The organism is Oxynema aestuarii AP17, assembly GCF_012295525.1.
GTDB lineage: Bacteria > Cyanobacteriota > Cyanobacteriia > Cyanobacteriales > Laspinemataceae > Oxynema > Oxynema aestuarii.
Genome location: NZ_CP051167.1, coordinates 2457554 through 2471183, shown reverse-complemented (window position 1 = coordinate 2471183; position 13630 = coordinate 2457554). Strand labels below are relative to the sequence as shown.

Here is a 13630-nt window from a genome sequence, read left to right as displayed (position 1 = left end):
TTAAGATCTTAGCCTCAACAAAATTAACCTCAAACTTCTAAAAATTAATAACAAGGATCTAAGATACTAATCGCCGTTCTAATGCGTAACCACTCGTTCGCTAATCGACTGTTATTAGATTGAAGTCTCTGTCCGGATAGTTCGGGGTTACGGGCATAAAATATGGCATCGGCGACTTGATTTAGTTCGGAACTAAAGATAACTTTTCGGTCGTTGGGAGGATAGCGATCGAATGCTTGGCGATCGAACGGTTCCAAGTCGAAATCTTCAAGGGTCCATCCTTCTCCATTGCCACAAACTATTTTTTCATACATTAAAATATCGGGAACGATTTGTTGAATCGCGTTCCATTCTCGGATTAAATCGGTTTCGTTGGGGCGCAGTTGGCGTTTGGCGAGTTGTGGATTAGCCCGGTAAAAAAGAATATCTGTCCAATCATTGACGATCTCTTGAGTGAGTCGAGTTTGAGATCTGGCGGGAGTGGCAATTAGGGTGAGTCCACTGAGGAGGATAAGGACAATGCCAGGGATTTTGGGAATCACTGTTTTGGTCAGCAGTTTTGTGATGTTCATAGCTCAGTTAGTGATTGAAAATGTTATTTTAATTACAATTTGCCGCCAATAATAAAATTTTTAAATTTTTTTGAAATATCGTCAAAAAACATCAATTTTTTAAAAACTTTAGGGCGATTTTTATTCCGCAACTGCATGGGCAGATTGCGTATCGTATTCATTTTAAGACTTTAGCTAAATTTACTCAATCGTACTCTGGCAATAAATGCTAGAATTTAGCCAGTTTAGGGCGAATGGGGCAAGCTACAAAATTGCCAAACCCATCGAGACGAGCTTGGTCAGCTAAATAGCAACAATTGTAGGGCCTTTGTAGGGCGTTGGCGGGCGATCGCGCTGTACGCGGAAGGGGAGATCGAATCGAGGAGGGGGCGAAAATGGAACTCAATGGTATTTTTGTGAGTCACCCTTCCCTAGCTTCTCAGTGGGTGTAAGTCTTTTAGCGTGTAAGAACGCTAGAGAAGCAAAAGTTAATCCGCTAAGCTACAGATCGGATAACAATTCGATAAAATGTGGCGATATAATTCTGATAATTCCCCAGACTAGAAACGATCGGCGATCGCCCTGCTCGCCCACGGAAGGAAGCGAATCGAGGGGATGCAATTTTCCGATTCAAAAAAGGTACTTATCAGCCATGAATGATGATTACATGACAGCAATAACTGTTTTATACCAATCCCTAGATCTTTTACAAAAAATAGGCTCTGCACAAGCACAACCCCTAGCGAAAATTATCGAGCGAGTGAAACAAGAACAAAAACAACAAAAACAACAAAAAGCCTGTTTATCGCGGGAACATCGGGAGGGTGAAGACTCTCTAGAACGCTGGTTGAATTCTCTCGATGAAGAACGCCGTCACGGAGTCAATCATGCGTTGGCGTCGGAGATTTTTAGTAAAAGTAATGAAACTCAACAACGGATGGAGTCCGAACGACTCTACGAACAGGCGGAAAGTCAAGCGAAAGCGGGACAAACTCAAGAGGCGATCGCCTTATGTCGGCAAGCTTTAGAACTCGAACGCCGGGTGGGGAACGTGCAGGGACAACCGCAAATCCTCACCTTACTCGGTCAGTTGCTAGCGTTAATGGGGGATTACGATCGCGCGCTCTCCGATTTACAAGAAGCCTGGAATTTACTAGCACGCGAGCGATCGATCCATACGGATTCGATTGAAGAAATTATCGTCGAAATTATTATTTCTCGATGGCAACAACTGCATCAAATTCCGGGGGAAAACTTTACCGAAGAAAAGTTAATACAGTGGATCGCTCCTTTAAGTCACGAAACGATGAAAAGAGTGATTTCGCGTTTGGAACAAGTCAGTGCCTAAAGAATGATATTTTCCAAGTTGCCGAGGCTGGGCGCGATCGCGCTTTGTCCGTCGGGGCGATCGCACCAACATCAAGCCCATTCAAGCATAGAGCGCTTTACAGTAATCGAAAAATAAACGGATAGCGGAAGGGTTCGTCGGGTTTTTCCAAGACGCGCACTAAAGCGACCACCGTCAAAATCCAATGGACTACAAAACCGATCGGCACTAAAATAAAGCCGAGTAAACCAAAGGTGATAAAGGTCAAGATGGCAATAATCGCCCCATAAAACCAGACATTAAAATGAAAGTTAATTGCTTCTTTAGCATTCTCTTTAACGACGGGATCGTCGGAAATAAATAAAATCCCGATGGGAATACCGATAGCAATTAAGGTGGTACTCAAAAAAATTGCGCCGTGAGACAGCAGCGATAACAATTTTCTCTTATCCGAATCGTACATGAGCGGGCGCTCCTCCATCAAAACATAGATTTAACCGTCGGACAGACTGACCGAACTGAATTATTTCTCAACTTAACTTAACTTGTCTCGGAACGGAGACGATCGCCGCGATCGCGATCGAACGAGCTATCATAATTTTGATGTGACGACCCGCCCTTGAGAGGACTTCCACGGCGATCGCCCCTCTTGCGCTCGCGGTTCGACCTGCGAAACCAACGCCGTTACAATATCCGCGAGGTTGACCCATCCGCTTTAGCAGCGATCGTGTCAGCGTCGGCAGACTGTCACCTGCATCGTAAGCAAACACCGTCCCGTTTTACCGATTATGCCTACCGATCTCGAAGTCGAACTTCAAACTGAGGTCAATCGACGCCGTAATTTTGCAATTATTTCCCATCCCGACGCTGGGAAAACGACCCTCACCGAAAAACTCTTGCTTTACGGTGGAGCCATTCACGAAGCGGGAGCGGTCAAAGCACGTCGCAGCCAACGCCACGCGACCTCGGACTGGATGGCGATGGAACAACAACGGGGAATTTCGATCACTTCCACCGTTCTCCAGTTCCTCTACCGTAATTGTTATATCAACTTACTCGATACTCCCGGTCACCAAGATTTTAGCGAAGATACCTATCGAACTTTGGCGGCGGCGGACAATGCGGTGATGCTCGAAGATGCGGCGAAAGGTCTCGAACCGCAAACGCGCAAATTATTTGAAGTCTGTCGGATGCGATCGATCCCGATTTTCACATTTATCAACAAACTGGATCGACCGACCCGCGAACCTCTCGAACTGCTCGACGAAATCGAACAAGAGCTGGGTCTGTCTACCTATCCGGTCAATTGGCCCGTTGGAACGGGCGATCGCTTTAAAGGGGTTTTCGACCGTCGCACCCGCAAAATTCACCTGTTCGAGCGAACTGCTCACGGAACCAAAACCGCCAAAGGTGAAATCCTCGACCTCGGCGACCCCCAAATTGAAAAGATTCTCGACCAAGACCTTTATTTCCACTTCAAAGACGAACTCGAACTGATCGAAGAACTCGGCGAAGATCTCGATTTAGACCAAGTTCACGCCGGAAAAATGACCCCGGTCTTTTTCGGGAGTGCGATGACCAACTTCGGCGTGCAGTTGTTTCTCGATTCGTTCCTCGATTACGCACTCAAACCGATCCCACGCCGCAGTACGGTGGGAGAAGTACCGCCGACGGAGCCGAACTTTAGCGGTTTTGTCTTTAAGTTGCAAGCCAATATGGATCCGAAACACCGCGATCGCGTCGCCTTCGTGCGGGTCTGTAGTGGCAAGTTTGAAAAAGATATGGTGGTTCAGCACGCCCGGAGCGGTAAAAATGTCCGCCTCTCGCGCCCGCAAAAACTGTTCGCTCAAGGTCGCGAATCTCTCGACGAAGCCTATCCTGGGGATGTGATCGGCTTGAACAATCCCGGGGCTTTTGCGATCGGCGATACGATTTATATCGGTCCGAAATTAGAATACGAGGGGATTCCCTGTTTCTCTCCCGAACTGTTCGCCTATTTGAAAAATCCCAATCCCTCGAAATTCAAGCAATTTCGCAAAGGGGTGACCGAATTGCGCGAGGAAGGCGCCATTCAAATTATGTATTCGGCGGACGAATCGAAGCGCGATCCGATTTTGGCGGCGGTCGGTCAACTCCAATTCGAGGTGGTGCAGTACCGTCTCGAAAACGAGTACGGGGTCGAAACGCGCCTGGAAATGCTGCCGTTTACGGTGGCCCGGTGGGTCGCTGGCGGTTGGGAAGCGCTGGAGAAAGCGGGGCGCTTGTTCAATACGGCAACGGTCAAAGACAGTTGGGGGCGTCCGGTGCTACTGTTTAAAAATGAGTGGAATATGCATCAAGTTCAGGCGGATTTACCGGATTTGAAGTTGAATGCAACGGCTCCGGTGGTTTCCGGTCAGGAACCGGAGGCGATTTAAGCCCTACTTTTGAGATCTCGGCGATCGCGTACGATGTCTCCGGAGGAGAAGCGCCCGTTTTCTGTTTCGTCGTCTGCATTTAGTGCTATGAACAACTCCGATCTTGCAAGTGGTTTGGCAGCGCTGAAACAGAAGGATTACGACGGGGCGATCGCCTGTTTGAACAAAGTTTGCGAGACCGAACTCGACGCGGTGACGATCGCCCGCGCTCAAATGGGTTTGACGATCGCCTATACCGAACTCGGACAATTCGATCGCGCTGTCGTCTACTGCGATCGCCTCCAGCAATCGGGACCGAGTAAATTCAAACAATGGGCGCGACGCCACCGCGATCGTCATCTCTCTCGTATTTCGCCTCCTTCCCTACCACAAAAAAATTCAAAAGTCAATAGCAAATCGATCGATCCGACGGGGTTCGTTCCCTTTAACGAGTCGGCGACCCCGACGGCGCTCCCTTCCGACCCGACGGGATTTATCCCCTTAGAAGATCCGCCGCCCCCCCAGGCGCCGCCGAAGCGCTCGCGCCGGGACAGCCTTCGCCAACCGTCTCCGAAGGAGAAAGCGGTATCGCGCCATGGGAAAGAGAGACGACCGCCGCCGTTCCCCCCGGTCAAACCCAAATCGTTGCCGCAACCGCCGCGTTCGCGCAGCGACGCCTCTGGCGTATCGCCGCTTACAGGCAAACCCCAACCCCCCACCCAATCGGCCACGGGAGCGAGATCGCCCGCTCCATCGCTTCCTCAACCGCCATCAAAGCGCCAACCGACGCCGCAGCCTACCCCAGAGGTCACCCCGGCGATCGCCGATCTGCCGTGGCGCCACGGCCCTCGGGCGAAAAACTGGAAGCGCTTCCAACAACGGGGCAAAGCGCGCTTGCTCGCGATCCAAGTCGTCAGCGCGATCGCCGGGTTCTGGTTCCTGGATGCAGCTTTACACTGGCTGCTGCAAACGACCAATTATCTTTTATACAAATTACCGTTATTGTGGCCGATTCAGGGGTTGTACCGCGATCGCAGCCTCGAACTGTTCGCGTTCCTGCTGCTGTTGGCGATCGCCTCCCCTTGGATTCTCGACCTGATTCTCGGTCAGTTCTACAGTCTCAAACCCCTGGGTCTGAGCAAACTCGGCCAATACAGCACCGAAGCGCGCCGCCTGGTGCCGCGTTTCTGCTACCAGCGCAACTGGCCGACAGTCAAGTTAGGGGTCTTACCCACCCCAACTCCGATGGCCTTTACTTACGGCGGTCTGCCGCGCTTCAGCCGCATCGTCGTCACTCAGGGGTTGCTCGACCAGCTCGCCGACGATGAAATTGCCGCGATTTACGCCGGGGAATTAGGCCATTTAGCCAGTGGGACGGTCCCCCTGATGTCCCTGTTTGCCGTACTGACCCAATTGCCTTATCTCCTCTACTGGCAATTGGCCCGGGAGGGCGATCGCTGGACGGGAAGGCGATCGACGCGCGCTACGGTGATGCGCCGGACTGCGGGATGGCTGGCGTCGTTCAATTACGGGCTGTTCTGGCTGTTGCGCTGGCTCGGCTTACCCCTGGCGCGCGCCCGGATCGTCCACGGCGATCGCTTCGCGGTCTCGTTGACGGGCAATCCCAACGGCTTGAGCCGCGCTTTGTTAAAACTCTGTGTGGGGATTGCCCGCGATGTCGAGCAACAACAACAAACCAGCTATTTGCTCGAAGGCTTGGAAAGCCTCAATCCCGTGGGATGCCAGCAGGCGATCGCCCTCGGCAGTACCGCAGGTCAGATGGCTTGGGAACCCCTGCTCGCTTGGGATCGCTACAATCCCGATCGCGGCTGGCTTAATTTGAGCAACAGCCATCCGTGTTTAGGCGATCGCCTCTACGGGTTGAGCCGTTCCGCCCAATTCTGGAAGCTCGAACCGGAATTGGTCTGGCCCGAACCGGACGCCGGAACTCAGGTGAAACCGAAAATTGTCTGGTCGCGGCGACTGCTCCAAGGCGCCCCCTTCTTCGGCGCCCCCTGGGGCTTGAGTTTGGGCTTGCTCTTGTGGGCGATCGGGGCGGTCTCAAACAGTTTGGGGGTGCGCGAATTAGATTGGCTCTGGGGCGATCGCGCGGTGTTGTTCGGTTGTACGGCGATCGGGATCGGCTTGGGGATTTTGCTGCGGATCAATGCCTTTTTCCCCGATATTACTCCCTCGAATCGCCAGGACGATCCGAATTGGGCCGAGTCGATCTCGAATCCGGATGCCTTACCCCTCGACGCCCAACCCGTCCGCCTCCAAGGAACTCTGCTCGGTCGTCGGGGGGTTGCCAACTGGCTCGCTCAAGATACGATCTTGCGATCGCCCTCGGGATTGGTCAAAATTCACGGCTGTTCGATCCTCGGACCGTCGGGCTTTTTAGGGGACTCCGGCTCTCGTCCGAGCAATTTCGTCGGCAGCAGCGCGATCGCGATCGGTTGGCTCCGTCGCGGCGCTACCCCCTGGCTCGACCTCGATCGCCTCGAACTTTCCCGGCGCCAGGTGATTAACAACCACCACCCGATCTGGTCTACCGTCCTGGCTTTTCTCTGTATCGCCTGGGGTGTCTATTCCCTCTTTCAAGGCGGTTAGTCCAGTCGCATTCGCGTATAGTCTGCGGCATCGCTCTAGCTTGAGCCATGGCTTCGCGCAAAGCGCTTAGCATCTCCGTAGGCGTAGCCGCCCCAAAAGGGCTAGGAGAATGCCGTATCGCCCCCTCGACCTTGCAAAGTAAAGAAACATTGCAAACTTGCCGTATAAATGTTACATTTCTTAACAGGAAACCCGGGGAGCCAGATACAGATCGGCCAATCGCTCAGCTCGAACGAGTCCGTTCGATCGTCGGAGTCTCAGGTATTCCTCCTTCCAACACAGCTATTCCTACCAGCCGCCACCCACGGCTGGTTTTTCAGCTATTGGGAGTGAGAACGGGCGATCGGCGTTCGTGGCGGATCCGACTCCGGGGAGAAACGAGCCGACGATCCGGCATCAAGACACGGTCGAGAAGAAAAAAAAGATCGAAAATTGAATTAGATCTAGCTTTACAACGAAAGGCTATGATAACTTAATAAATGGTTAAATTTTGCAAGATCGAAAGCGATGGAATAAGAACAGGTCGATCGTTGACGGTCGGGCAAATCAAAAGCGGTCTTTTTGGAGCGTATGGAATTCACTAAAGGCCGCCCGACTACAGACCGCTAGGGGAGAAAGTTCAACTCGACCGTGACCGTCGTTCGGTAAAAACCGCTTGAAGATCTCGCAGTCTATCCAGCAGATTTTATTAAAAGCCTTGGAAAGCGACACAAACAACCACATGCAAGCTCTAAACTTTAAGGTGAGAACCCAAAGTTTTCGTGGCGACCTAACAAGGCAAGTTTCTATCTACAAGCTCTCAAGCCGGGAAATGGATAGATTCAATATCCTGCTGCTTGGCGGCGATGTCTGTTGTTGAGGTTGGCACGGAGCAAGTTGGCACGGAACCCTCTCAGTTCGCGTGGTACGTATGCACCTGCCGATCGCAACGACGTAACGGCAAAGAGTTTTTGATTGAATTAATGAGCAACTAAAAACAGGAGGTCTCATTCATGTCTATCCGTTTATACATTGGCAACCTGCCCAAAGAAGTCGATCGCAAAGATTTGCAAGCCGTGTTTGCAGATGTTGGCGAATCGGTTTCGACCAAAGTGATTACGGATCGCAAAACAGGTAAATGCCGGGGCTTTGGTTTTCTCACCGTTAAAAACGACGAGCAAGCTGACGAAATCATCGAAAAATACAACGGTTATGTCTTCCAAGACAGCGCCTTGAAAATTGAGAAAGCCCTGCCGCGCAATAAAAGCAAAAGTGGTGGCGACGAGGAACCTCGTTCCTCCTCCAAACCCAGCACTGGCGCTCGTCGCAGCAGTGGCGGCGGTAAAGGCCGTCGTTCTTCCGGTGGCGGTTCCGATTCCGATGCGGTGCAACCCGATCCGCGTTGGGCCGGAGAACTGGAAAAACTCAAGCAAATGCTGGCTACGCAAACGACCAATTCGTAAGTCCTTAACGGCGCGCCAGGGGAAGGGGAAGCACCGCGATCGCGCGTTCGCCGTCTCCCTTTTCCGTGGATGCTGTCGCCCGTGTCACGAATTCGAGGCTGGAGGGAGTATCGGCAATCCTCCAGTCTATTTTTTCGTCTGCCGTTCCCTACGGGAAGGGTCAAGCCCTACGATGGCGATGAGACAAGTATTTACCGGCAGCTATATCCTGTAGTAAATTATAGTCATGCTGACGATGAACTACACCTACCGAATCGATCCAGACGCCACCCAGGAGGCTGAACTGTTGGAGTGGCTTGAGACGTGCACAGGCGTATATAACTACGCTTTACACGAACTCAAGGACTGGATTGCTTCGCGTAAGTGTTCGGTATACCGATGCTCGCTGGAAAAGGAATACATCATTCCCGCCGATGAGCCATTTCCGTCTTACCACCGTCAGCAGAACAACCTGCCCAAAGCAAAGAAGCAATTCCCGCATCTGGGTAAGGTGCATTCTCAGGTGTTGCAGACCACGATTCGCAGACTGCACGATACCTGGGAAGCCTTTAAGAAACGGGGACATGGATTCCCGCGTTTCAAAAAGTTCGGTCAATTCAAATCCTTTCTATTTCCCCAATTCAAGAACAATCCCATCAATGGCTTCACAATCAAGTTGCCAAAAATTGGGGAAGTACCCATTAACCTGCAACCCCCCTTCGCCCCCCTTTCAAAGGGGGGTTGGGGGGATACAGGTAAGGGTACTGTCCAGGGTACGGGGTACGCAATGGTATGTCGTCGTCACGATTGAGTCGAGCGTATCAGTTCCCGATGCTCCAGTTCATGGTCGGGCGATTGGGATTGACCTGGGATTGGAGCGATTCTTGACCGCTTCCGATCGCTCTTTCCAAGAGCGCCCTAAGTTTTTCAAGTCGATGCAACGCAAGCTGAAATTGCTGCAACGCAGAGCAGCACGAAAACAAAAGGGTTCTCAAAACTGGGAGAAGGCACAAATCGAAGTGGCTAGAATGCACCATCGCATTGCCAATCGTCGTAAAGATTTCCATCTGAAGACGGCTCATCAGCTTTGCGATCGGGCGCAAACCATCTTTGCAGAAGATCTCAACGTCAAAGGCTTGACGCGAGGGATGTTGCGAACAGATTGTGTAGATGCTGCTTTCGGACAATTCCTGTCTCTGACGGAATGGGTTTGTTGGAAACGGGGAGTCTACTTTGCTAAAGTCAATCCCAACGGCACCAGTCAAACCTGTCCATCCTGCCTTGCTACGGTGAGCAAGGGGTTGGAAATCAGAGAGCATCATTGTCCTGAGTGTGGGTATCGGACTCATCGTGACCATGCTGCAGCAGAGATGGTTTTGCATCGTGGACAAGAAAACGTAGTAACCCAGGGACTCTGGGGAACGGAAACCGCCTGTCAAGTCGGTCTGTCGGGGGTCTATGACCTAGATAAGTGGCGTGGGGCCCGAATACCCAATCGTGAGACTGGGAAGCCCGCGCTGTAATCTTTGATTCAGCGTCGGGAGGATGTCACGAGGCTTTAGACAAGGGAAAAGGAATTAATTCTAGGGGTTGTTGGAGCAAGTTCGGCGACGGGCGGCCCAAGCCGAATCCCTGAGCGAAATCGACCCCCAATTCCCGGCAAAAATCTATATCTGCCTGTTGTTCGAGTCCTTCGGCCAAGACTAAAATCCCTTCTTGATGGGCCGATTCGAGCAAACTTTTAATCAGGGTTTGTTTGAGGGTATATTGACTGCAACCATCGACGAGTCTGCGGTCGAGTTTGACCACATCCGGTCTAAATTCCATGGCGTAGTGATCGACGCAGACGCTGCCACACAAATCGTCTACGGCGATTCCGAAGCCCCAATCGCGGATTTGGTGAATCAGTTGGGAGAGTTCGTCACTTTTTGCCAAGACTTCAACTTCCGTCAGCTCGAAGACGATCTGTTCCGGTTTCAAGCCCAATTCTAAAACTTGTTGCAAGTTATCGGCGATCGATTGCGGGTTGGCGACGATCGCGTTGGGCAAAATATTAATAAAAAAGTTATGATGGCTGTTTTTTTGGGCGATCGAATCGAGACAAATTTGACGGGCGAGTTCGTCAAACTCCCGGCTCAACTGGGTCGTGACTGCCGCTTCAATTAACTGCCCGCCACTGAAATATTCGCCGCGATCGCCTCTAGAGCGCGCCAAACATTCGTAGGCGACCAATTCCCCCGAAACTAAATGAAAAATCGGTTGATATTCAAAAAAAATACTGCCGCGAACCAGCAACCGTAAAAACCACGCCTGTCTGACACAATGGGTCACGCAGCTAAGCGGTTGCGCTTGTAAAAACTCGACCAACAACTCCGGGGAGTTCAAAGATAAATGGGTAATAAAAAACCGAGACACGGATTGAGCCGTTTCCGATAACTCGTCCGACAGTTTCAAGAATAAATCGGCCAACTCCTGTTTCGGCAGTTTGAGATATTGAAGTTGGGGAACGGGCGGCACGGACTGAAACCCCAGTTTTTCGAGGTATTGTTGCGTTTCAGCGTCGTGGGGCTGAATCAGTAGGGTCGGCCAATCGATCGCTCGATTCACGTCAGACATCGCTCTGTAAAGGTTAATCAAAAATAGTTACGAATTATTAAGACATCTAGAGATTAGGGTAGACCTAAGCGCCGCCAAAAGATAGTCAGGCGCCCGACCGACCGCTTGAGAAACAACTTCAACCCGGACTCGCGCGGAGCGAACCGCGCGCCGAAAGCGGGGGGTTTAAACTCTAGATACCAAAATTGCCCGTCGGCGACATCTACCTACAGAACGACATCGCAAGCCATCGAACGCGGCGATCGCCTAAAGCACTTGCGCCCGCAACCAGGCCACGGGTAAAGACACCACCTTGCTGAAATTGGGGACAAAAGCGCGCTGTCGGAAGACATCGTACTGATTGCGCTCGATCGCGTCGAGAATCTGACTGTAGAGCATCGTAGCCGCCCACACGGGCCAACGGGCATCGTGACTGAGGGCTAAAATCCCCTTTTCCGCCGCCGCATAATACTTGCGCGCCCGTTGAATCTGAAAGCGCATCAACTCCTGCCAGCGATCGTCCACCACCCCATCGATCAAATCCTCTTCGGTGTAATCGAACAGGGCCAACTCTTCCAGAGGTAAATAAATCCGTCCGCGACGGGCATCCTCGCCGACATCGCGCAAAATATTGGTCAATTGGTTGGCAATCCCCAAATCGATCGCCTCTTGAGTCGGGGGCGGCAGTTCGGGTAAATAACATTCCCACGGGGCGCTAGAGCGAGCTTTCTCGAAGCCCATCACGGGCAGGGACATCAACCCCACCGTTCCCGCCACGCGGTAGCAGTAGAGCTTGAGATCCTCGAACGTCTGGTAGCGACTGCGTTCGAGATCCATGCGCTGTCCTGCAATCATGTCCCTGAACGGTTCGATCTCCAGCTCGAAATGCTCTAGGGTATCGACCAAGGCCACGTCCGGGTCTTCCAGGGGGTCGCCAGCGAAGATCGATTCTAATTGACTTTCCCACAAATCCAAGGTTTCCGGCGTGGTCAAACGAGCGCGCGGGCCGTCTACCAATTCGTCAGTGCGACGGCACCAAGCGTAAATAGCCCATATTGCCCGCCTTTTGACCTCTGGCATTAATAAAGTGCCCAGATAGAAGGTGCGGGCATACTTGGCAGTAATTTTACGGCAGAGCTCGTAGGCGTCCTCCGGGGAAGCCAGTGTTTTCATGCGAGTGCGATCGGACAGTTGCAGCATTGATTGCAGGCGGGTTGGGTCGATTTATAAAAGCGCGGACGTTACACGGTTCGCGAGCGAGATTCGCAGGCGGCACATGCCGCGAACGGGGGAAATTTTAACGCTCAGACGGCGCGGTTCTCGTGACGGCTCACAATCGCCTGCGCTGTAAGCTTACCAGAAAGTACGGCCCCTTCCATACTGGCGAGATAGCGTTGCATGGTGTAATCCCCAGTCAAGTAGAAATTCTCGATCGGGGTCACTTGAGAGGGGCGGCACCCTTGGCGCCCCGGAGTGGCCTTGTAAACCGAGCGAGGCGTCTTGACGACGTGGTATTTGAGCAGTTTCGCCGGGTTGTCGCCGCAGAAGTGATCCGGGAATAATTTTTCGAGTTCGGACAAGGTGGCGTCTACGATGTCGCCGTCCGATTTGCCGATCCACTCGCGGGCGGGGGCGAGGACTAATTCGAGCATGGAGCGATCGCGGTCTTCGTAGCCGCGACAGGTATTGCTCATGTCAGCATAAACGCTCAACAGGGGCGATCGCGAGAACAATAGGTGATCGATGTCGGTAAGTTTGCGATCGAACCACAAATGGAGGTTGATTACCGGAACCCCTTCCAAGCCGTCGAGTTTTTGGAAATACTCGTACTGGCGCCAGGGTTCGGGCAGCATCAACTTGAGCGGATCGACGGGCATCGCCGAAACGTAAACGTCGGCACTCAAAGTCTCGCCCGGGGCGCCGTTGACCCCGCGAATTTTAAAGCCGCTCACGCGATCGCCCTCGTCGAGTAAAAACTCGCCTACCGGGGCGTTCAAGCGAACTTCGCCCCCGCGTTCGCCGATGTAATCGACCAGGGGCTGACAGAGCCTTTCCGTGGGCGAGCCGTCCAAAAAGGCCATTTTCGAGCCGTTTTTCTCTTGGAGGAAGCGATTGAGCGCCGTCAACACCACCGTGGCCGAAATTTCATCGGGATTGATGAAATTCAGAGCTTTGGACATGGCGATAAACACTTCTTTCTCGATCCGGGGCGGGATATTTTGACGCTCCATCCACTTGGATAAAGAATACTTATCCATTTCCTCGACATAATCTTGGCCTCGGACGATCGCCGGAATCAAGCCCAGACCGAACCGAATTTTTTCGGCCCACGTGAGCATGTCGTTGTTGCGCAGAATCGCCGTAATGCCGTTCAACGGCGCCGGAAGATCGGGAAAATCAAAGCGGGAATAGGTTCCCGGATTGTCCGGCTGGTTGAAGATCATCGTGTGTTCTTTCCACTGCAGCCGCTCCTCGATGTCGAGTTCTTTAAAAAGCTGCAGCATGTTGGGGTAGGCACCGAAGAAGATATGCAACCCGGTTTCGTACCAATCCCCATCTTCGTCTTGCCAAGCGGCTACCTTCCCCCCCAGGACGTCTCGACTTTCCAAGACAATGGGGGTGTAACCGTGGTCGGTGAGATATTTCGCGCAGGAAAGTCCTGCTAAGCCTGCTCCGGCGATCGCAACTCGCATTTTGACGGTTTCGCCCTCGATATTCTTTAGATATTCT

The 13630-nt window shown here is 52.3% G+C and carries 12 protein-coding genes; 6 read left to right on the top strand and 6 right to left on the bottom strand.

Annotated features, from left to right (window positions below):
- Positions 1 to 44 precede the first annotated feature (44 nt).
- Positions 45 to 572, bottom strand: a complete 528-nt coding sequence (locus HCG48_RS10045; protein WP_168569040.1) for a hypothetical protein — start codon at positions 570 to 572, stop codon at positions 45 to 47.
- Between the two features lie 631 nt (positions 573 to 1203).
- Here HCG48_RS10045 and HCG48_RS10040 point away from each other — a divergent pair.
- Positions 1204 to 1899, top strand: a complete 696-nt coding sequence (locus tag HCG48_RS10040) for a tetratricopeptide repeat protein (protein WP_168569039.1) — start codon at positions 1204 to 1206, stop codon at positions 1897 to 1899.
- Positions 1900 to 1996: 97 nt separating this feature from the next.
- Here HCG48_RS10040 and HCG48_RS10035 read toward each other — a convergent pair whose 3' ends face one another.
- Both HCG48_RS10035 and HCG48_RS10030 read right to left on the bottom strand, forming a co-directional pair.
- Positions 1997 to 2341: a DUF4870 domain-containing protein gene (locus HCG48_RS10035; protein WP_168569038.1), complete on the bottom strand. Its 345-nt coding sequence runs from the start codon at positions 2339 to 2341 to the stop codon at positions 1997 to 1999.
- A gap of 67 nt (positions 2342 to 2408) precedes the next feature.
- Complete coding sequence (locus HCG48_RS10030) at positions 2409 to 2648, bottom strand: hypothetical protein (RefSeq protein WP_168569037.1); 240 nt, start codon at positions 2646 to 2648, stop codon at positions 2409 to 2411.
- A gap of 18 nt (positions 2649 to 2666) precedes the next feature.
- On the opposite strand from HCG48_RS10030, the gene prfC reads away from it, so the two are divergent.
- The 5 genes from prfC to HCG48_RS25955 all read left to right on the top strand — a co-directional run bounded on the left by prfC (position 2667) and on the right by HCG48_RS25955 (position 9828).
- A complete protein-coding gene (prfC, locus tag HCG48_RS10025) occupies positions 2667 to 4295 on the top strand; it encodes a peptide chain release factor 3 (protein WP_168569036.1) in 1629 nt (542 codons plus the stop codon).
- Positions 4296 to 4382: 87 nt separating this feature from the next.
- The gene (locus tag HCG48_RS10020) at positions 4383 to 6884 is read left to right on the top strand and encodes a zinc metalloprotease HtpX (protein WP_168569035.1); all 2502 of its coding nucleotides are present in this window, start codon (positions 4383 to 4385) and stop codon (positions 6882 to 6884) included.
- Between the two features lie 992 nt (positions 6885 to 7876).
- Positions 7877 to 8326 carry an RNA recognition motif domain-containing protein gene (locus HCG48_RS10015; protein ID WP_168569034.1) on the top strand — a complete coding sequence of 150 codons (450 nt, stop codon included), beginning with the start codon at positions 7877 to 7879 and terminating at the stop codon, positions 8324 to 8326.
- A gap of 226 nt (positions 8327 to 8552) precedes the next feature.
- Positions 8553 to 9116: an RNA-guided endonuclease InsQ/TnpB family protein gene (locus HCG48_RS25960; RefSeq protein WP_246260012.1), complete on the top strand. Its 564-nt coding sequence runs from the start codon at positions 8553 to 8555 to the stop codon at positions 9114 to 9116.
- The gene (locus HCG48_RS25955) at positions 9055 to 9828 is read left to right on the top strand and encodes an RNA-guided endonuclease InsQ/TnpB family protein (protein WP_246260102.1); all 774 of its coding nucleotides are present in this window, start codon (positions 9055 to 9057) and stop codon (positions 9826 to 9828) included. Before HCG48_RS25960 ends, HCG48_RS25955 begins: the two co-directional genes overlap by 62 nt.
- A 25-nt stretch (positions 9829 to 9853) precedes the next feature.
- Here HCG48_RS25955 and HCG48_RS10005 read toward each other — a convergent pair whose 3' ends face one another.
- The 3 genes from HCG48_RS10005 to pds all read right to left on the bottom strand — a co-directional run bounded on the left by HCG48_RS10005 (position 9854) and on the right by pds (position 13593).
- A complete protein-coding gene (locus tag HCG48_RS10005; RefSeq protein ID WP_168569033.1) occupies positions 9854 to 10921 on the bottom strand; it encodes an EAL domain-containing protein in 1068 nt (355 codons plus the stop codon).
- Between the two features lie 246 nt (positions 10922 to 11167).
- Entirely contained in the window at positions 11168 to 12100 is a 933-nt protein-coding gene (gene crtB, locus HCG48_RS10000; RefSeq protein WP_168569032.1) for a 15-cis-phytoene synthase CrtB, read from the bottom strand.
- Between the two features lie 104 nt (positions 12101 to 12204).
- Complete coding sequence (pds, locus tag HCG48_RS09995; RefSeq protein ID WP_168569031.1) at positions 12205 to 13593, bottom strand: 15-cis-phytoene desaturase; 1389 nt, start codon at positions 13591 to 13593, stop codon at positions 12205 to 12207.
- Positions 13594 to 13630 lie beyond the last annotated feature (37 nt).